The organism is Sulfitobacter sp. 1A13353 (assembly GCF_043557255.1).
GTDB lineage: Bacteria > Pseudomonadota > Alphaproteobacteria > Rhodobacterales > Rhodobacteraceae > Sulfitobacter > Sulfitobacter faviae.
The window spans coordinates 87,519-104,500 of the sequence record NZ_JBIFFS010000004.1; the positions used below are offsets into that span (position 1 = coordinate 87,519).

Annotated in this window: 22 protein-coding genes; 12 read left to right on the forward strand and 10 right to left on the reverse strand. The window is 56.4% G+C overall.

Features of this window, described 5'->3' with window-relative positions:
• From ACGYLO_RS11010 to ACGYLO_RS11020, 3 genes are all read right to left on the reverse strand, one after another.
• Positions 1-414 carry a hypothetical protein gene (locus tag ACGYLO_RS11010; protein WP_394376496.1) on the reverse strand — a complete coding sequence of 138 codons (414 nt, stop codon included), beginning with the start codon at positions 412-414 and terminating at the stop codon, positions 1-3.
• A 111-nt stretch (positions 415-525) separates the two neighbouring features.
• Positions 526-1,449: a hypothetical protein gene (locus ACGYLO_RS11015; protein ID WP_394376497.1), complete on the reverse strand. Its 924-nt coding sequence runs from the start codon at positions 1,447-1,449 to the stop codon at positions 526-528.
• A gap of 79 nt (positions 1,450-1,528) precedes the next feature.
• The gene (locus ACGYLO_RS11020; RefSeq protein WP_394376498.1) at positions 1,529-2,545 is read right to left on the reverse strand and encodes a J domain-containing protein; all 1,017 of its coding nucleotides are present in this window, start codon (positions 2,543-2,545) and stop codon (positions 1,529-1,531) included.
• A gap of 136 nt (positions 2,546-2,681) precedes the next feature.
• Here ACGYLO_RS11020 and ACGYLO_RS11025 point away from each other — a divergent pair, with 136 nt between their 5' ends.
• Together ACGYLO_RS11025 and ACGYLO_RS11030 are read left to right on the forward strand one after the other, a co-directional pair.
• On the forward strand, positions 2,682-3,377 hold the full coding sequence (locus ACGYLO_RS11025) for an NUDIX domain-containing protein (protein WP_273055609.1): 696 nt from the start codon (positions 2,682-2,684) through the stop codon (positions 3,375-3,377).
• A gap of 3 nt (positions 3,378-3,380) precedes the next feature.
• Positions 3,381-4,730, forward strand: a complete 1,350-nt coding sequence (locus ACGYLO_RS11030; RefSeq protein ID WP_394376499.1) for a hypothetical protein — start codon at positions 3,381-3,383, stop codon at positions 4,728-4,730.
• Between the two features lie 43 nt (positions 4,731-4,773).
• Here ACGYLO_RS11030 and ACGYLO_RS11035 read toward each other — a convergent pair whose 3' ends face one another.
• Together ACGYLO_RS11035 and ACGYLO_RS11040 are read right to left on the reverse strand one after the other, a co-directional pair.
• Positions 4,774-5,406, reverse strand: a complete 633-nt coding sequence (locus ACGYLO_RS11035) for a hypothetical protein (RefSeq protein WP_394376500.1) — start codon at positions 5,404-5,406, stop codon at positions 4,774-4,776.
• A 60-nt stretch (positions 5,407-5,466) separates the two neighbouring features.
• Positions 5,467-5,589 carry a hypothetical protein gene (locus ACGYLO_RS11040; protein WP_394376501.1) on the reverse strand — a complete coding sequence of 41 codons (123 nt, stop codon included), beginning with the start codon at positions 5,587-5,589 and terminating at the stop codon, positions 5,467-5,469.
• Between the two features lie 98 nt (positions 5,590-5,687).
• Between ACGYLO_RS11040 and ACGYLO_RS11045 the strand changes: the two genes are divergently transcribed.
• Complete coding sequence (locus ACGYLO_RS11045; protein ID WP_273055613.1) at positions 5,688-6,260, forward strand: hypothetical protein; 573 nt, start codon at positions 5,688-5,690, stop codon at positions 6,258-6,260.
• 353 nt (positions 6,261-6,613) lie between these two features.
• On the opposite strand, the gene ACGYLO_RS11050 is transcribed toward ACGYLO_RS11045, so the two are convergent.
• The gene (locus tag ACGYLO_RS11050; RefSeq protein WP_273055614.1) at positions 6,614-7,168 is read right to left on the reverse strand and encodes a hypothetical protein; all 555 of its coding nucleotides are present in this window, start codon (positions 7,166-7,168) and stop codon (positions 6,614-6,616) included.
• Positions 7,169-7,219: 51 nt separating this feature from the next.
• The gene (locus tag ACGYLO_RS11055) at positions 7,220-7,753 is read right to left on the reverse strand and encodes a hypothetical protein (protein ID WP_394376502.1); all 534 of its coding nucleotides are present in this window, start codon (positions 7,751-7,753) and stop codon (positions 7,220-7,222) included.
• A gap of 569 nt (positions 7,754-8,322) precedes the next feature.
• Between ACGYLO_RS11055 and ACGYLO_RS11060 the strand changes: the two genes are divergently transcribed.
• From ACGYLO_RS11060 to ACGYLO_RS11080, 5 genes are all read left to right on the forward strand, one after another.
• Positions 8,323-8,877 carry a hypothetical protein gene (locus ACGYLO_RS11060; protein WP_394376503.1) on the forward strand — a complete coding sequence of 185 codons (555 nt, stop codon included), beginning with the start codon at positions 8,323-8,325 and terminating at the stop codon, positions 8,875-8,877.
• Between the two features lie 196 nt (positions 8,878-9,073).
• The gene (locus ACGYLO_RS11065; RefSeq protein WP_394376504.1) at positions 9,074-9,541 is read left to right on the forward strand and encodes a peptidyl-tRNA hydrolase; all 468 of its coding nucleotides are present in this window, start codon (positions 9,074-9,076) and stop codon (positions 9,539-9,541) included.
• Positions 9,538-10,011 carry a hypothetical protein gene (locus ACGYLO_RS11070; protein ID WP_273055622.1) on the forward strand — a complete coding sequence of 158 codons (474 nt, stop codon included), beginning with the start codon at positions 9,538-9,540 and terminating at the stop codon, positions 10,009-10,011. Before ACGYLO_RS11065 ends, ACGYLO_RS11070 begins: the two co-directional genes overlap by 4 nt.
• On the forward strand, positions 10,008-10,484 hold the full coding sequence (locus ACGYLO_RS11075; RefSeq protein ID WP_394376505.1) for a hypothetical protein: 477 nt from the start codon (positions 10,008-10,010) through the stop codon (positions 10,482-10,484). The genes ACGYLO_RS11070 and ACGYLO_RS11075 overlap by 4 nt, the downstream gene beginning before the upstream one ends.
• A gap of 58 nt (positions 10,485-10,542) precedes the next feature.
• Positions 10,543-10,962, forward strand: a complete 420-nt coding sequence (locus ACGYLO_RS11080; protein WP_273055625.1) for a hypothetical protein — start codon at positions 10,543-10,545, stop codon at positions 10,960-10,962.
• Between the two features lie 230 nt (positions 10,963-11,192).
• Here ACGYLO_RS11080 and ACGYLO_RS11085 read toward each other — a convergent pair whose 3' ends face one another.
• Complete coding sequence (locus ACGYLO_RS11085; protein ID WP_273055629.1) at positions 11,193-11,420, reverse strand: hypothetical protein; 228 nt, start codon at positions 11,418-11,420, stop codon at positions 11,193-11,195.
• Between the two features lie 137 nt (positions 11,421-11,557).
• On the opposite strand from ACGYLO_RS11085, the gene ACGYLO_RS11090 reads away from it, so the two are divergent.
• Entirely contained in the window at positions 11,558-11,875 is a 318-nt protein-coding gene (locus ACGYLO_RS11090; RefSeq protein WP_394376506.1) for a hypothetical protein, read from the forward strand.
• A 270-nt stretch (positions 11,876-12,145) separates the two neighbouring features.
• On the opposite strand, the gene ACGYLO_RS11095 is transcribed toward ACGYLO_RS11090, so the two are convergent.
• Together ACGYLO_RS11095 and ACGYLO_RS11100 are read right to left on the reverse strand one after the other, a co-directional pair.
• Positions 12,146-12,583: a hypothetical protein gene (locus tag ACGYLO_RS11095; RefSeq protein WP_394376507.1), complete on the reverse strand. Its 438-nt coding sequence runs from the start codon at positions 12,581-12,583 to the stop codon at positions 12,146-12,148.
• 9 nt (positions 12,584-12,592) lie between these two features.
• The gene (locus tag ACGYLO_RS11100; RefSeq protein WP_394376508.1) at positions 12,593-13,516 is read right to left on the reverse strand and encodes a hypothetical protein; all 924 of its coding nucleotides are present in this window, start codon (positions 13,514-13,516) and stop codon (positions 12,593-12,595) included.
• A gap of 140 nt (positions 13,517-13,656) precedes the next feature.
• Here ACGYLO_RS11100 and ACGYLO_RS11105 point away from each other — a divergent pair, with 140 nt between their 5' ends.
• Genes ACGYLO_RS11105 through ACGYLO_RS11115 form a run of 3 tightly spaced genes read left to right on the forward strand, consistent with a single transcriptional unit; the run spans position 13,657 to position 16,976 of the window.
• Complete coding sequence (locus ACGYLO_RS11105) at positions 13,657-14,619, forward strand: hypothetical protein (RefSeq protein ID WP_394376509.1); 963 nt, start codon at positions 13,657-13,659, stop codon at positions 14,617-14,619.
• On the forward strand, positions 14,616-15,218 hold the full coding sequence (locus ACGYLO_RS11110) for a hypothetical protein (protein ID WP_273055638.1): 603 nt from the start codon (positions 14,616-14,618) through the stop codon (positions 15,216-15,218). The genes ACGYLO_RS11105 and ACGYLO_RS11110 overlap by 4 nt, the downstream gene beginning before the upstream one ends.
• A gap of 54 nt (positions 15,219-15,272) precedes the next feature.
• On the forward strand, positions 15,273-16,976 hold the full coding sequence (locus ACGYLO_RS11115) for a HipA domain-containing protein (protein WP_394376510.1): 1,704 nt from the start codon (positions 15,273-15,275) through the stop codon (positions 16,974-16,976).
• The last annotated feature ends 6 nt before the right edge of the window (positions 16,977-16,982 follow it).

The window sequence follows — 16,982 nt, forward strand, 5'->3', positions numbered from 1 at the left end:
TCAGTCGAGCTCGATCTCATCTTCAGGCTCGTCTTCGGGCTCATATCTCTGGATCCAATCCTCGATCGTGAGGACATGGGCCTCACAGGCAGCGGCGCCCAGGGGTCCGAAGGCGCCATGGCAGCCGCACGAGCGCTGGGCCGTTTTTTGGAACACTGCGGCTCCATAATTCTGAAGCTCTTCATCGGCCATCTCAGAAATTGCAGGATCGGACTTGATGTCCTGTGCCTTGATATTTCCCATGACCACAGACCAGAGCGCCTCGGTCATCGAGGGTGCGACCCATTCATCGGTCAGCTCCAGCGATCCGTCGAGAAGCCCGCCACCGCGCTTAGAAAGCTCCCGAAGAACCAGGGCTGGTACGGTGTTGAAATCCTCTTCTGAGAAGGCTTCGGGGTGTTTGGGATCAGGCATGATTGGCTCCGGTCTATGCAAGGCACAACCCTACAAGAGGGTTGTGAAAAATCTTACAGTGATGCTCCTTCAAGGGCGTAATGCCCGGGCGTTTCCACCCGGACCACTGACTCACAGCCGCTGGACGCCGCGACCCTGACCGGTCTTGGCCGGCACGCCCTTCAAGGCATTGGCCACGGTCAGTGCGGTCGAACCCGACCAGCTGGCGGCCACATCGGAGGCCATAGCGCCCTCGGTCACCTGGATCAGCGATACGACAGTCTCAGCCAGTGCGTTGACGTCCTCAAGCTGAATGGTGCGCTCAGGAAGGATCTGGCGCCAGGACGTGAGAACCTGATCGCGGCTCTGGCCCCAGTTGCAGTAGCCCTCGTTGACGAGAGCGATGTGGAAGACTTCCCAATCGCGCTGAACCATCCGGATGATGTCGGCCGCCGAGAGATCCGCTTCGACAGTGATGCCCAGAACCCGCTCGATCTCTGCTTTGGTCATGCCATCGTGGATCGGTTCATCGCCGATGGTGAAGAGATAGCCTTTGCGGCCGCGTTTCTCGATCGCATCGGCGCGGACCTTGGTTGCGGCGAAAAGATGGGCCGATGAGTAGGATTCCCCGCCGTTGCCGCCCCCTGCCCCTTCAAGCCAGAGCTTGCGGGCCTGTTCAGCGACGCGAATATCGGCTTCGAACTGGGTTACCTGCAATGGCGCCCGGTCGGTTTTCGCATCCCCCACGCCCATGATCATGATATGCGGATCAGTGACCGGCTTGCGGTCATAGATCTGGGTCGCCAGGGTGTTGAGCCCGTCGCGCATCAGCTTCTCGGCAATCATACCCATGGAGCCGGTCACATCTGAGGCGAGGATGATCGGGGTCGACAGCGGGTTGTCCGCAGAATCCCGGCTTTCACGGAATTCAATTTTCGACGGGTCGAACTCGTCCTTCATGTTGCGCGATGTGAAAATCTGGCTTTGCGATTTACCCGCGGTGTTCTGTGCGGTGTAGCCGGCCCATGCCGAGCTGTCCCAGCGTCCATTTCCCATGATAGATCTCCTTTTCTCTGGTCTTACATCCTGCATAGAATATTAACTTGCACTTTGCAAGTTGTAAAATGCAAGTTAATTAGAGCGCGTAGACCCCCGCCCCATTTCCAGTGTATTTTGCAAAACGCCGGACACCCCAGGCATCGGTCAGCGCCTTTTGCCATTTGCTGTAATCCGCGATCCCGTCTTTGCCGGGCGGCAGCATCAGCCAGTTGCGGATCGGCTCGGGCAGGCCCAGGCCGGAAAGCTGGCTCAAGGAGGCGGCCCCCATCGCCTCACATGTGGTGCGGCGGATCAACTCGAGATCAAGCGACGGATCCGCGGTCATGTCTTTAACGGCCATCTGGGGCGCGATCTGCAGGCTGCGGTTTGGCAACAACACCGGCCGCGTCCCGACATCTGTGGCAAAGCCCCAGCCCGCGACCAGGCGCACCGCGTGAGTCTTGGGATCCACCATGACCGTATCGGGACCAATGGCGCCATGAACTTTACCAGCCCAGGTAAGCCAAGCAGCGATGTTCATCAGGCCCGAACAAAGCCAGGCGGCGTGTACAGGTTCCATTGGCCCGTCGCCTGACAGCAGATCGGCCAGTAGCACCTCCCCGTTCTGACGGCTGTGGGTGATCAATGTCTTGCCATCCACCAGATCGACGCGCGACTTGTTGCGTGGGAGGAACTTGCGCATCTGATCCTCCATCTTGGTATCGGCAAACTTGAAGCCCGAGAGATTGTGCAGCTCAGCTTCCGCGATATCCAAAAGATCGGCATCAAAAATCTGTGCAACACTGATGGGCCCTACCAGCAAAGTGCCGATGTCGGTCTCATGCTTTGACAGGGTGCGCATGGCCTGTCGTCGGCCGTCGGCTTTGGTGAAGATGTATCGGGTCACCAGCATGGCGGGTTCGCCGCGGGCCGCATCGCGGAGCGTCACCAGTTTGGCAAAAACATCGGCAGCCTTCGGATCCTGGCAATGATCCGGGTGCCAGCGGGCCGCGAGAGTGCGAAAAGACTTTTTGTCCGCCTTCTCATCCCCAGAGAAAATCTTGGACGCATCCCGCAATCCCATGTTTAGAATCTGCTCTGCATTGAGGTCCATTTTGATCTCCTTTAGGCTGTTTGAGGATAACGTAGGCAATTAACTTGCATTATGCAAATTATTATCCTATCTCTTGTATAACCCTGCGAAAATACTGATGCCCTGAACCAGAAAAGGTGTATCGAGAGGAGATATGATGACCGAGACCCCGCCCCGGAATGAGCGTGAGTACAACCCGATCTGCACTGTCGACGGGGTGCTTCTGACCATCGAGCAGGAATGCCTTAAGGTCTTGCTGCACCGCCGCCCCAAGGCGCCCTTTGAGGGGCGCTGGGCGCTCGTAGGCGGCTACATTCACCAGAATGAAGATGCGGGCGTGCTGGAGGCGGTCCAGCGCATCCTGCGTGACAAGGCGGGGCTACCGACGCTCTACCTCGAGCAGCTGCAGACCTACTCCGGCCCGGACCGTGACCCGCGGGGCTGGTCCGTGTCTGTGGCCCATCTGGGGCTTGTGCCGCGCGCGAAGCTAAAGCTGCCCGATGACCCGCATGTCATGCTGACAGATGTCGAAGGGCTGCCAGATCTCGCTTTCGACCATAAGCAGATGATCGACGATGCCGTCGCGCGGCTGCGCGGTAAGGGCGCCTATTCCTCCCTGCCCGCTGCCCTGCTGGATGATCTCTTCACCCTGCCCGAGCTGCTGCGTACCTATGAGATCGTTCTGGGCACCAAGATCGATGAGAGCTCCTTCCGTCGCAAGATAAATGCCCTCGAGATGATCGAGGACAGCGGTGAGAAGCGCAAGACCGGCAGCAAGCGTCCGGCGGCGCTCTATCGCCTAACCGAGCCCGCGCAGACCTTTAATCGAACATTTGCGGCCGCGGCGGGCTGAGGAATGACAGGTTTGGAGGGCTATAGCATCTACCCTGGGCCGGGCGACCTGTCGCCGGTGCTGCAGCGCTATTGCATGGAGGCCGGCAACAGCGGCATCTACATCTTCCACCATCAGTTCTGCGTCTGCCCCTTTCCTTTGGCGTTCCCCGTACCTCTCGAGAAACTGCTTCATGAGCGTGAAGAGGCTGCCATGGCAGCGCTCGCGGCCGGAGACACAGACTCCTTTCTGCTCCGGCACGAAAAGCCCTACCGGCCTGAAGCGCTGATGGATCTGGTTAACGAGGGTCATTTCGACAGCAAGCCCGAAGAATACTGGCGGCTCGTGCGCAAGGTCTGGGTCGACAGCGATCTGCCTGAAGATGATCCCTATTGGGCGGAAATGCTCGAGGCGGACATTGGCAGTGTTCAAGCCATGATGGGCGAAGGGGATCGCGCCCAGCTCGCGGCAATGCCTGAGGTCATTCAGGTCTGGCGCGGTGTCGAGGGCATGGATGAGACCTCAGCGCGCGAAGCTGTGACCGCAGGGCACAGCTGGAGCATCGATCCGAAGATTGCCGAACGTTTCGCGAAAAGTTTCGCGCGCAGCTCAGGCGAAGCATGGGTTGCTCGTGCTGACATCCCAAAAGCAAGGGTCGTCGCCTACCTGGCCGACCGCGGCGAAGCAGAGATCATTCTGCGGCCCTCCGATATTGCGGAGCTCGAATTTGACCTGATCTCTCTCGGTTCGAAGTCGCAGGGGTTTTCAGACCTTCAGGATAAACTGCTCGAGGAACAGCATAATGGAGAAACCATGACCTTCACTGACAAGATCAAAGCGCACCTTGAGAGCTTTAAGAACGATGAAGAGGGCCACAAGCTCTTCCCTCATGCGGATTGGCGCTATGAGGTCGACAATGACGACACCAGCCTGGGTTATGACGATTGGCTTTCGGACAAGATCGATTTCGAAGTCGATGACGTTGCGGATACCGTCAACCGTTTCATCTACCGCGGCTGCAAGGCCACCGACGGCGAGATTTCCGAGATTGAGTTCAACCGCGATGTGGTCGACACCTTCTCGACCCTGCGGATCATCGATGATGAAGCCGTTGATCGCGCCAATGGGTTTCTTGGCGAGGCGCCTGAAAAGCCGGTCTTCGGAGAAAGCTTTGGCTCTGTGCCCTCGGACGTAGCCGCAGATCTTTCGCGGATCGCCCATCTTGGCATGGTCTTCTTTGAAGGCCGTTGCAGCGCGGAAAAACTGATCTCTGTTATGGCCGAGACAGCCACGAAACATGGGATGGAGGGCGAGGGCGCAGAGGCTGTTCGCGCGCGGTCCGGCGATCAGCCTGAAGAGACACCACAGCCCTGATGAGCGAGGTCCAGGGCGCCTGAGGGCGCCCTGAGTATCTTCGTTACACGCCCGCTATGGGCGAGTAATTATCGACGTGGCCAGGCACTTGGCTTGTGTCGATGACGGCACGCCAGATCCGGTCATCGATCAAGTCTGACAGGTCATTTGCGATATCGGCCTCATCACCGATCAGCGGTGCGGCATGAAAATCAAAGAAGAGGTCACGCTGAGCATCATCCCATTCCGAGACCGGGCCCCAGTCATCTGCATCCTTTGGGTATTTAGAGAACGGAACGAAGCCTGGACGCTCGGTAAGCTCTGCCTCGACCCGGTCACGCCATTCTTCTTTGCGCGCATTATCCATCGAGGCGAAAGCCTCCTCGAGATCGCGCAGGGGATATGTCACGATAATTTCATCATTGCCCATCGCGTAATCCCGTGGGGAAATGATCTTCTGGAAAGACATGTCGAGATCGGAGATCCCCGCGGCCTTCTGGGTGTAGGCTTGGACATAGGCAAGGTGGACCTCAGCCCAACGCACATTCGAGCTGCAGATCTCTTGCTGCTCTGCCCCCTCATCATCTGTGTTGATCTGTTCCAGCGCGATATCCATCATTTGATCGTGGATGGTGTTATAAAGCCCTGAAAAGGGCAGTTTGACAGTGACGCGGTCAGTCTCGGGGGCTTTTGACATGAGTTGGATCTCCTTGGTTGCCTCCAATATGAAGGCAGCCCGCGAAAAAGAAGATTCCGTTCAGACTGTCAGGAAGGTCGAGCCAAAGGTGACGAGCGCTCCTGCGATCCCCATGTCGAAGAGATAGACGCAGAGCGCATTCACGAAGAGCGAGATGAAAAACTTATGTCCAAACCTGTCCAAGTTCGTATTCCTCCTGTTGATTGATAATCAATGCTTGCTTTGCTTTTCGCAACGCCTTAGATAAGCCAGACCGAGATATTCAAAGAGGGACGAGAGAGATGGAAGTTAATCTGCGCAAAGCGAATGCAATCCAGCACGAGATCAAGAATGCGATCCGCGCTCTCGAAGCCCCTACCCGCGTCGATATCACCGAGTTTGAAGTCGGTGAAGATGCTATTGCGAAAACCAAAGAGAAGTCGCTTGAAGCGCGCCGCTCCTGGGACGATCTGACCAAGACCCTCTACGACATCCGTCGTAAGGTCGGCGTTGCGAACACAACTTCCGGGATCGATACGGCTCTGTCCGAGGTTGCCGAGATTGACGATCGCGTGGCAATGTTGCGCCATCTCGTGGCGCCCTCCGCTCAGCGTATGGAGCCTGAGGTCCTGGCCGGTCGTTTGAATAAGTTGAAAGACTCGCCGCGGGAAACGCACCACTATGCGATGCCCGACGAAAAGGTCACCACCGGCATCTACACGGCTGATGAAATCGAAGCCTTCAACGCGGAGATCGCGAACCTGCGTCGCCGCAAGCGCGCGCTGCAGGATGAGCTGCTCGCCATGAACGTCCAGAATACGATCGGGCTCACTGATGAGAGCATTGCCTGCCTCCAGGTTGCCGGTATCGTCTAAGTTTGATGGCACGTCGCCGCCTTCGGGCGGCGATAACCATCCGGGAAGGGAGTTGAAAGACAGGTTCTTTGTGCGGTCTCTTACCGCATGATCCTCAAGCTTCACTGCTTGCTATGGCTCATAAAAAGGCGCGCTCCGGTGTCACCCAGGCCCTACCAGAAGCCAAGTGCATTTTGCTCACCGGTCTATGCCTATTTTGCACAGTTGCATATTGCATCTTGCCATCCTCGCGGAGTGCTTATTGCTTTACCTGGCTTTCGCCCCTTTCCGTCAAATATCCCATACTAACAATAAATTGGAGGGAGCCCGCGAACGCGGGATCCTCTGTGGGCTGGCTCTGAACCAAATCGTGCTCAACCGGCGTCCGGCTCAGTCTTTCCAAAGATATTTGGCGATAAATACAGCCCGCGGCGCCAGAACCAGTGCGGGGGCTTATCATAGTTGAACGTGGGGATAGCTCTCCACGAGCCCCTGGCAACAACTTCCTCAATGACATTCCGTGCAGCCGTTTCGAAGTGTTGACAACGCGTAATCTCCTCATCGATCCTGAAGGTAACGTCATAGGCCCAGACCTGAGACGCATAGCGCAATGTCACAGCAGTTTCCGAGTGAGCTTCAATGGAGCCATCAGGGTAAAATTCGCATGAAACGTTCATGGGTCGGAACGTGTCATGCTGAGTATGCTCAACCCAGGCCACCACTTTAATGTCGCCAACAGCCCTTACCTTGATGCGCTCTTCTGCCAAGAGCTTTTCGCCGGGTGCGGTCGCTGCCAGGAAGACGTCGGCTGCCCTATTTTTGGGGGATCGTATCTCGACCCCAGCGAACCACATGATGCCATAGACGACTGCGATATAGGCCACTATACGCGCAATCACCTCCCAAATTTCCATACGTTTTTCGCTCATGAAGGTGGTCCTATGCTTCCTGGAGGCCGATGGCGTGTTGGCTCCACAATATCAGTGGTATTTGAATTCCGGGATGGATTTCCAAAAGCCATCCTTCACCGCATTCTCCATGCCGCGCGCGGCCGCGATCTCGAAATGCGCACAACGTGCGATCGCCTCGTCGATCTTGCCGGTCACTTTGTAGTTCGAGAGATTGGTGCTCCAACGCCCGCTCACAAGAACTTCTGCATAGGCATCGACGCCTCCATCCCGGCTGAAAACGCAGGTGACCTTGGTCCGACGTGTGTCGCGATATTTTCGACCGCTCACCATAGCCACGATGGTTTTATCCTCGCCGCGGCCGGTCAAGATCATCCCTTCCTCGAGCAAACCGCCGCTGTCTCGGGTCGCATTCAGGAAATTCTCAGCAGCTTTGGTCCGAGATGTGCGCACATCAGCCCCAATTGCCCAGGCGAATCCGAGGGTGATCACAAAGACGGAACCCAGAACGAAGCAGGCGCCAATGATGCTGGTAATGAAGTCTTTCACAGGCGTGTTTTGCTCAGGAAGGCCCCGTTCGAAATCTGGTTTATCTGTCGATGGCATTGGCTTTCTCTTCTCATGGATATTCGACAGCACCCTTTGGTGCGGTCTTCTTGGCGATCAGCTATGCCAGGAAATCAGGCGCGCAATCCTAAATGTGAAGGTTCTCGCAGGCTCTTGCACTCCCTTCGGAAATGCTGCCGCCTGTCATTCCCTGGCGGGAGTGACTTGCCTCTCACACCTCTTCAAAGGTGTTGCCGGCTGCACACCGGCTGTACCGGTGTGCATATATGCGAAAATAAAATATAATGACGTATTGCGCTTGCGAAAAACGCGCTCTATCTAGGTGGTATCAGAGAGGCCCCGGAGCTCGTAAGAAGAGTCCCGGTCTTTAAAACCGGTTGTCTGGGGGCGGAGCCCAGCGGGGTCACCACTCTGAATTGATGAGCCGCTAGTAAGACAAGCATCGTGATCGATCTCTCCTCTACACCCAGGTAACGCCCATAGAGGCTAGTAAGAGGCTGCGGGATGCGTGCTTTCGACGCGTCACTGTGAAGATGCTTGTTTACAGACTCTGGGACACAGCACCAGTGGGAGAGGTCCGTCAGGGACCGAGGACCAAGGAAGCCGAAGTGAATATCTACGAGATGTATATTCTTAATGGGGACGTCGACTTTTGGGTCATGCGTCAGACGTGGGGGAAAACCGTTGCTCGCGTAGTCCATGTCGATGAACTTACGACACCGGCGCCATACTACGGCACTCCCAAGGTTCTGGTCGACCTTTACGACATCGAAAGCGGCGCACTTCTAAAAAAGAATGAGCGGCTTAGCTGCCCTGGGACCTCGCAGTATTCGCAGGTGGATATTTCAACGTGGTCGCCTGCCGAAGCACTGAGAACCGTCACCAGCACCCCTCCTGATCCTGCCTTTCGTAAGCGCATGGAGGCGGCTGATAAGAGGGCGAAGCAAAACGCGGCTCGAAAGCAGAAAAGGAGGGAAGAGAGCGAAGCCAAGCCACGCTACTACTTCGCCTCAAACCCGAGGTTTCTCAACGAGAAGAATGAACTCTTCGGCGAAAACTTCTATGTCCGCTGGGACCCGGATAAGAAGCTTTGGTGGTGTCTGCAAGAGGACACAGCAACACAGGCTTCACTGAAGGAAATGGGCTGCGAATTCCAGAGCTGAAAGGAAGAGTTCATGGCAGCCATATAGAGGCGCCTGCGAAAAATACGGATTGACCTCTTTACATAATTCAGGCCTTCCCTATATTCAGAACACGGCAAACAGAACCCCCTGCCCCAACGCAGGCCATTTGAAAGGACAGATCATGCGCAAGGATTAAACCAGCGTCTCACTCCGCACTAAGAACGACACGGCGCCTTTGGGCGACGATGTATATCGTGGGTTTGCCCACGACCTGAAGACCACCATCCCGGCACCGAGTTCTGCTCAGGTCGAAGGGCATATTGGTGACGATCTTCGTCTCTATTCCATTCTCAGAACAGATATCACCATGTCGCAAGGCAAGGCGAATGCCCAATGTGGTCACGCCTATGTCGCAGCTGCGATCGGTGCTTTGGGCAAGCCTGAAGGCGATGCCTATGCCCGTCTGAGCCCTGGAACCAAGATCTGCCTCGATGGCGGATCGCTTCAGAAGATGCAGCTCCTGATCGAGCAGCTCTCCCTGCAGGGCATTCCCTGCTTTCCCATCATCGACCGCGACCATGTGGAGCTGCCTGACTTTGATGGCTCTCCGATCCTGACGGCCATTGGCCTCGGGCCCTTCACGCGTGCCGATACCCCCCGCGCCCTGCGCAAACTCAAGCTTTTCAAAGGACTTCAAGCATGACCGATTTTTCCAATTGCCCAGATTGTGGCGGCTACACCCCAGAGGGCACGCCTCTTTGCACGACCTGCAACAGCACCGGCCGGCGCCAGCTGACCCAAGAGCACATTGATCTGGCGATCAGTGCCAAGGAATGGGCCGACGAAGAGGTCGACCGCTTCTTCTCCGAATGGTGCCGCATCAACAACAAGCATCACGGTTACGGTGTGGCCAGCTGGGAGATCGGCTCGAAGCTCCACATCACCCAGGACACCTCCTGCATGGGCTGCGCCAGCAGTGAGGACCACAGCTTTCCTGCTGAGTGGTTCTACGCCACCGGCGAAGCGCGGACTGCGCTGATCGAAAAAGACCTCAAGGATAAACAAGCAGCCGAGCTCCAGCTTCGAAACTGCTCTCGCGTGGCCCGCCTCGCGCGCCTCAAGAAAGAAGCCGTGGAGCTGGAAGCTGACATCATGAAGGGGGCCTCGGCATGAGAAAGGCACCCTTCCAGAACAGCCAACAGTGGAAGATCGAGCGCGAACATTCGCGGATGAAGAGCCACTACAAGCAGAAGATCATTCAGATGCGCATCGAGGGCGGCCACGGCCTGACCTGGCTGCCGCACCTCGACCCCAAGATGAGCGACAGCGATTTGTCGATCGCCTTTTACTGGCTCCTGCGCCCTTGGGATGACAGCCCGGCGGCGCGCCTTGGTCTGCTCACGCGCGCCTGCCCTCCTGGCGATAAGGATGCCTATCTCCTTCACCGCTTCCTTCTCAAGGGCTGGATCAAGGAGTTCGAACACCGCCAGCGCCGTCTCAAAGCGCGCTGGAGCGCCCCTGGCGGCGACCCGGACGCGCGCAGCCTTTGCCTGCGCAACCGGGCCATCATTACCCGCCTGATTTCGATCCTGCGGGCCTCGCGGCGCTATGCCGGCCAGATGGCCGACCTGGCGCACACCCTGTGACCCTAAGGCCGGGCCGCAATGGTGCGGTCCCGGCGTCCAACAAAAAAGGAATTTGGACATGACGACGACAACTACGAAAACAACATTCCCTGCAGTATCTGAAGAGATGAAGGCTGCGGCAGCACGCTACCCCGGTTGCCTCGCTGCCATGATGGAGCTCCAGAAAGCGACCGCCTTCAAGGGCTGGTATACGGTCTCCAACGAGGCAGAACAGTCTGCCTACTTCGCTGATAAGCTCGAGTTGAAAACAAAGGAAGACTACATCGAGATGCGCGATGCTTTGAAAGCATGGCTGCGCCTCATGGAGACCACGCAGCGCAGCTTGAAAGAGATGACATCGCGTCCGGGGGATCAGTCTGGGCCCCAGATGCACAAACACTTCGGGGCTGGTCTGGTGACCCAGCTCATTGAGATCCGCCGTGCCGGGAAAATCTGGTCGTCAAATCAGGCAAAGACAAAAGTCGAAGTAGCGGCATGAATAAGCTGGCGGCGGGCTATACCCGCCGCCCTAGCTATTTATGGTTCGACCGGATCTTCGTTTTGACCGGGATGCGGCCTTCCATGCTCAACGTGATCCGTAGAGTACGGCGGGGTATCATGCACTTTGATCAGGCTGGGATCGTACCCGATATCTGCATTGTCATCGACCGAGGTGTCGGGCTGTTGGGGTTTAGACAATGTCGCTCTCCTTCGCAGTTACTGCTGAAATCAGACAACAGCAGGTTTGATCTCGCGTGTCGCGTATTTATGCCCTGCCTTATCCCGGTTGCGGAAGAACTGGTCGATAGCCCAGTCCGGCCGATCCGTTGGAAAACAGGCCACAATCCTGTTCTTGCCGTCCAGGATCTCGAGCATCACTTTCGGTCCTTCAGCCTGCGCAGGGCCTCCTTCAGGCTCCTTGGTCATCACGTCTTTGCCACCTGTCTTCATAGTCATTTACTCCTCGTTTCACAACTTCAGCCTATGCTGTACAACGTGCTGCGAAAAAACATTGTTGATAGTTATCCACATAAAGGCGCGATGCGCTGGCTGTGGGTTCTGGAATGCCACCTCTTTGCGGATAGTCTGGTGGCATGGATGATAAACACTTTCTCAAGCACGATGACCCGAAGCCCCAAGACTGGGACCCAACGCCGCGCTGGCTGCGCCGGCTGTATCAAAGCATCGTTGGCCTCTTTGGCCTGTTGATGCTTTTGGCGGCCTGGCCGGTCTTCACACTGGAATCCGGCATTCGGTGCAAATATCAGGGTGTCTGCGAGAATCCGTCGATCATTGGCTCTCATGCCTTCGGGACGCTCTGGCCGATGATTGCCATTGGGCTCTTTTGCATATGGCTGACCTGGCTCATGCCCGGCGGGACTTCAAAGAACCGGCAGATCCAAAAGCCGTAGCGGCCTTTCCTCTTCGATCCTGCGCTCTGACTCATTGAAGAGCCTCTCGGTGTTCGATGGAACCGTCGGGAAGGCATAGGATCGGTAGAGGGGCTCAACCTCCTCCACCGGAGGTTTCCGTGCCTCTGTATTGCCGCTCAAATGCGATATGAGGGTTGCGAGGGTTGTTCTGATCATCCGGTTTCTCCGATTTCACAGAACAACCATATGTCGCCGTTTTTCGCAACCAACCCCCAGAGGGGATCTTATAACCACCAAGCATCGAAGCTTTTATAGATCAGGCTCCTCCGATGGTGCCCTAAGGCGAAACCGGTCTAGGTCTGCCTCACGGATCATGGCCATGAAATCCGTAGCGCGGCGCGCAGCGTCGCTGGGCAGTACATCTGCAAGATCGCCTCCCTCTTCTGCTTCGACCATGGCCGAGAGGGCCTGGATATCGAAATCGAATGGGTCAGCCGAGACCAGGCAAAGGCGCTCACCCGCGCCGGGCGCCGGAAAGTCGCAATCACCGCGCACAAATCCTTTATCGATCGTCCGCCCCGTCTCCGCATCTAGCAAGAGCCAGAGGGCCCCACGGCGAAAGGCTTCATCGAGCTCGATCATATCTGCACCAAGCTCTTCGCCCGGCGGTCCCATAACGATCACGCCCTGGCGATCTGGATCTCGCAGAACGTAGAAGTTCTCATCGAACTGTTTTTCGTCGAACATCGGCGCCACTTAGTCTGGCTCGTGATCGTCGAGATTCAACTCGAACTTCACCGGTTCAGCAAAGGGGTTCTTGGGTCTGGGAAGTACCTCAGCTTTGCCGTTGGTGCGCATCATGACGGCGTCGTCGATGTCCGGGCCAGGCTCTGAGAGGTCAACGGTCACAGGCTCTCCCCGCCGGGGGAGATTGCGGCCCATCGACTGCTGGATGTCGTTTTCTGAGACTGGCTCGTACTTGGTGCGGTCCTTCTTGGCCGCGTAAGCTGGGAGCTCCTCTTCATAGAGCGCAGGACCTTGTGGTCGGCGTGGCACGCGGCCCAAGTCCTGTAGCGGTGCGCGCTCCCCAGAGTGAGACAGCTGACGGCGAGACCTGAACATTGGGGCCTCATTCATTGGAAGGGGCTCGACCCCTTTTACAGTCTTTCCAACCTGACCCTGCGCTTTCAGCGCGTGATACTTGTCGAAATCATGGGCCTCACCAAGCACGACCACATCCACCGGCTTCTGCCCTTTGCGGTGGAGGCGGCCTCTCGACTGCTCGATCTCAATCTCAGGCATCGGATGCATGCGTCGGTCGCCATGTCCCGCCAGGCGCTTGCTGAGCTCTTCAGAGTCCATTTCCCGAACCGCTTTGATCATCTCTTCTTGGTGCGGGCGAAGTTTCACCATTCCCAGCTTGCTCCGATCGCGGGCTTCGGCCTGAAGCCTCGCTTTTGTGCCCTGCTCGCAGTTCCCTGTGAATTCGATGGTGGCACCCTCAGGCAGGCTGAAGCCCATGTTGAACTTGTGCATGGAGGCGACAGCCGTGCCGCCGTCCCGAATATGCGCGAGCATATCTTTGATGTCCTGGGGCCGGGCGAAACCGCGGGCTTCGCGGCGCGAGGCCTCAAGCATCATTTCTTGATCATCTGCTGTAAATACGAGTTTGCCGGACATGATATCGGAACTCCATAGGTTTGGATTCTGCTGTTCCCTATATGATACTGTTCAATTGCGAAAATTGATATTGATCTTCTAATACCTTCCTCTTTTCGGGCTTCAAGCATAGATTGAGGACAACATCAGAGGAGAAGTTCATGTCCGGAAAACTGACCGCGGAAGAGGCGTCAAGGCGTCTATTGGGTCTGGCGCGCGGGATTGCGCATCAGGCCGAGACCGAGCCGGGTCTCACCCGATCCCAGCGGTGCGAGAAGACAGCCTACGGGCTGCTGGCCTTGCTCGACGGTAAGACGCCTAAATTCCCGCGCTGCATGCTTGCGCCGCAACAGCATGAAGAAGACATCGCGGAAGCAAAGGCCGAGGGCACGCCCTGGTACAATGAAGACATCTTCAGCAGTCCTGGCCTCTCCGACCACTTTCTGTCGCGTCTGAAGGACCCGTCCTGGCTGCCGGAGCGAACCGATGCTGCGCCCTACACCGCTGATGAAATTCGCGATCAGATCGTGCGTTCCTTCATGGGTAGTGCTGAATATTGGGCAAAGAACAACAAAACGGATGAGTTGAAAAATTGTGATGGTGTGGCCTTCAGCTGCTTTGGCGCGCTCGACGGTGTCAGTTTGAGCGGGCAGATGATGTCGATCATTCTCGATGCTGAAGACATTGCGCAGCGCCATGAGCTTCGTGAATTCCAGCCTGAGGTTCTGCAGCCTTACCTGCACGAACTCTATCACAGCACCGACCCCATCGAGATTGAGATCCCCACGCCCGGCGCGCTGAACCTCTATTCTGTGAGCGTCCCCAATTCCATGGAGAGCAGCGATTGGTATGTGGTAGCGCGAGACGCAACTCATGCCGCTGAAATCTATACTCAAGGTGTCATTGACGAAAAAATCTCTGTAGATGCATGGGAGATGGACGGCGCGCGCTCTCTGACTGTCCAATGGGTCGGCAAGAACGCCACAGGCGAACCGCGTTGGATTGATTGGGGGTCTACGAATACGATCACGATGCGTCTTACCCCCTATGAGGTGGATCTCGTCGCCCTTGCGGACCTCGCGAACTGGAATGACTTCCAAAAGGAACAGGGCCTCGAGCCATGAGCTCAGCTCCGATCGAGATCATCGCGCATAAATCCTCGGGTTACGGCCCGCGGACCTATGCCAACGCCCATGAGGGTGATCTGACGATCGCTGTGGCCGCCAACTACAAGACCGGCGGGGAGCGTCTGACCCATAAGGCCGCCGGGGACAAGTTCCTCGCCCTGCCCTTGGCGATGGATGCAATCGAGGCCGCGCGGCTCCTCTACCGCACGCTGCGGGATCGGGACCTAAAGAACCCGGTCATCAATGTCGCGGGCAATGGCATGCAGACGATGAGCCGCAATGGCTTCACCCAGGAGTTCGTGAATATCCGGCTGCTGGAGATCTTGAGCCCGGTCCATAAGCACTGGCCGATCGCCAAGGTGATCTCCGGCGGCCAGACCGGCGCCGATATGGCCGGCGGCATTGCGGCGCATGCATTGGGTATTCCGGTGAAACTGCATTTCCCCGCCGGGTTCAAGCAGCGCTATGCTGATGGGGTGGATCAAACCTTCTCCAAGGAAGATATCCTTCAGCAGGTGAAGGATGGTGTGGCTGCGCTGAAGCAGGAAGCTCAGAAGAGGCGTGACCAAGATCAGGAAGATGCGCCCGCGCCGTGATTAAAACGCTTAAACTGAGTAGCGATATAACTTTTGAAACTTACGGACGAATTTATGCTGAAATCGAAAGATGCGTGGCAAGAATATTTCAATGAAGTCAGCTTCCCCCTAAGGGATGTGAGCAAACATGTCAGCACAGCGGTGTTTGCAGTGTACGATGGAGTGTGCATTTTTTGTAAAGAGCGAAAGGCTGAACACGTAGACCACATCGTTCCGCACTCCCTGGGTGGGCCTGATAGATCCGATAATTTCGCTGCATCCTGCACGCGGTGTAATTTGCGAAAACACGATAAATTACTGCCTCTACCGGTTCTCGGAATCGCGCTCCAGGAGGCGCGCAGGAAAGCTGAAGATGTAGAGCAAATGATTGCGGAGCTCGAAAATGGGGTTCAATCGACATACAAAGCATATCGATCTAAAGGGGAACGTGCCGTTCTATTGCACGAAAGCTATATTCTTCATAGATGTGAAGACGGGGGGGGCGTGAGGCCTGTCGCTCGGATCTATTACAAGAATGATCCTCGATCTCGGCTAGGTCATCACCATCAGAATGGCGATTTCCCGGATATTCGCTTCTCATACGGCCGCAAATTTCTGAAGTCCAAGATGGCTCACGCCCTTTCTCCGGGGCTCCCTCTGGAGCCCGAAGAATACAAGAACCCTGAGGACTTCGAGACGCTAAACCTGCTTAGGGATATGGAGCCCGACCATTGGGGGCGAAGTATCGTGGACTACGCGGTACACCTAACCACCAATCGACATCCCAAGATGAGCGACTACCTCCTCTTCAACGAGACACGGTTCCGCCCTGGAGGTCTATTCCTCGCCAAGACGCCCGGAGGTGAGGGAATTGGATACGATATCAGCTTGGCTGATCGTGAGGTGACATTCGATGACGCAGTCCGCTTTCAGACATTCATGGATGCACAGGAAGATTTCTGGGCGGAACTTCCCGCTGAACTTCATCATTGCCTTCCAGCCGCTGCTGCTTTGGGGGGCGCTCAGCCGAAGATATGCATCGACTGGATGGATGAGCTATGGGTGCTAAAATTGCCAAACGAGCGTCACGTTATCAACATGGCCGCGGCCGAGGCGGGCTGTCTTGACCTTTGCGAAATGGCAGGCATTGCCGTACCTGATCGAGAGGTAAGATCCTTTGGACCCCGCTCGAGTGTGTTATTGGTCAAGCGCTTTGACAGAGTTTCCGCGCCTGGAGGCCGCATTCGCCGCCATATGATATCCTCACTCACACTGCTTGAGCGTCATGAGATGGACCGAGGGGTATCTGGTTATGCTGATATCTACCTAGCACTTCGGGCTTCCGGAGCGCCCAGTGTCGTCGGTGAGGATCTTTACCGTCGAATGCTGATGAATGTTCTTTGCGGCAATACCGACGATCATTATAGGAACCACGCTTTTTTCCAGAAAGATGACGGATCATTCACACCAACGCCCGTTTACGATGTCACTCCGACTATTCAAGTATCCCCATCTCGCAGGTTGTTCCTGCATCTCGGGAGGGCCGGGTGTGGCCGGGATGCGACAGTTGAAAATGCAGTGTCAGCGGCAAGCTCTCTGGATGTCGAACGAGATAGGGCCATTGAGATTGCCAATGAGCTTAGCTTGATGGTCGCTAGAAGCTGGAAAGATGCGATGAGACGGCATGGCGCGAGTGATGTCTGTATCGAAAGGATGGCGACGAGCTTCTCTGAGGCTGGCAATACAATCGCCTGCAATGACCCGGGTTTGAACATGTGAGCACGA

Coding starts and splice junctions, on each gene's coding strand:
- ACGYLO_RS11010 (WP_394376496.1), bottom strand. CDS start 414: ATGCCTGATCCCAAACACCCCGAAGCCTTCTCAGAAGAGGATTTCAAC.
- ACGYLO_RS11080 (WP_273055625.1), top strand. CDS start 10,543: ATGACGACGACAACTACGAAAACAACATTCCCTGCAGTATCTGAAGAG.
- ACGYLO_RS11075 (WP_394376505.1), top strand. CDS start 10,008: ATGAGAAAGGCACCCTTCCAGAACAGCCAACAGTGGAAGATCGAGCGC.
- ACGYLO_RS11085 (WP_273055629.1), bottom strand. CDS start 11,420: ATGACTATGAAGACAGGTGGCAAAGACGTGATGACCAAGGAGCCTGAA.
- ACGYLO_RS11090 (WP_394376506.1), top strand. CDS start 11,558: ATGGATGATAAACACTTTCTCAAGCACGATGACCCGAAGCCCCAAGAC.
- ACGYLO_RS11035 (WP_394376500.1), bottom strand. CDS start 5,406: ATGTCAAAAGCCCCCGAGACTGACCGCGTCACTGTCAAACTGCCCTTT.
- ACGYLO_RS11020 (WP_394376498.1), bottom strand. CDS start 2,545: ATGGACCTCAATGCAGAGCAGATTCTAAACATGGGATTGCGGGATGCG.
- ACGYLO_RS11055 (WP_394376502.1), bottom strand. CDS start 7,753: ATGCCATCGACAGATAAACCAGATTTCGAACGGGGCCTTCCTGAGCAA.
- ACGYLO_RS11100 (WP_394376508.1), bottom strand. CDS start 13,516: ATGTCCGGCAAACTCGTATTTACAGCAGATGATCAAGAAATGATGCTT.
- ACGYLO_RS11105 (WP_394376509.1), top strand. CDS start 13,657: ATGTCCGGAAAACTGACCGCGGAAGAGGCGTCAAGGCGTCTATTGGGT.
- ACGYLO_RS11070 (WP_273055622.1), top strand. CDS start 9,538: ATGACCGATTTTTCCAATTGCCCAGATTGTGGCGGCTACACCCCAGAG.
- ACGYLO_RS11025 (WP_273055609.1), top strand. CDS start 2,682: ATGACCGAGACCCCGCCCCGGAATGAGCGTGAGTACAACCCGATCTGC.
- ACGYLO_RS11110 (WP_273055638.1), top strand. CDS start 14,616: ATGAGCTCAGCTCCGATCGAGATCATCGCGCATAAATCCTCGGGTTAC.
- ACGYLO_RS11050 (WP_273055614.1), bottom strand. CDS start 7,168: ATGAGCGAAAAACGTATGGAAATTTGGGAGGTGATTGCGCGTATAGTG.
- ACGYLO_RS11015 (WP_394376497.1), bottom strand. CDS start 1,449: ATGGGAAATGGACGCTGGGACAGCTCGGCATGGGCCGGCTACACCGCA.
- ACGYLO_RS11115 (WP_394376510.1), top strand. CDS start 15,273: ATGCTGAAATCGAAAGATGCGTGGCAAGAATATTTCAATGAAGTCAGC.
- ACGYLO_RS11045 (WP_273055613.1), top strand. CDS start 5,688: ATGGAAGTTAATCTGCGCAAAGCGAATGCAATCCAGCACGAGATCAAG.
- ACGYLO_RS11095 (WP_394376507.1), bottom strand. CDS start 12,583: ATGTTCGACGAAAAACAGTTCGATGAGAACTTCTACGTTCTGCGAGAT.
- ACGYLO_RS11030 (WP_394376499.1), top strand. CDS start 3,381: ATGACAGGTTTGGAGGGCTATAGCATCTACCCTGGGCCGGGCGACCTG.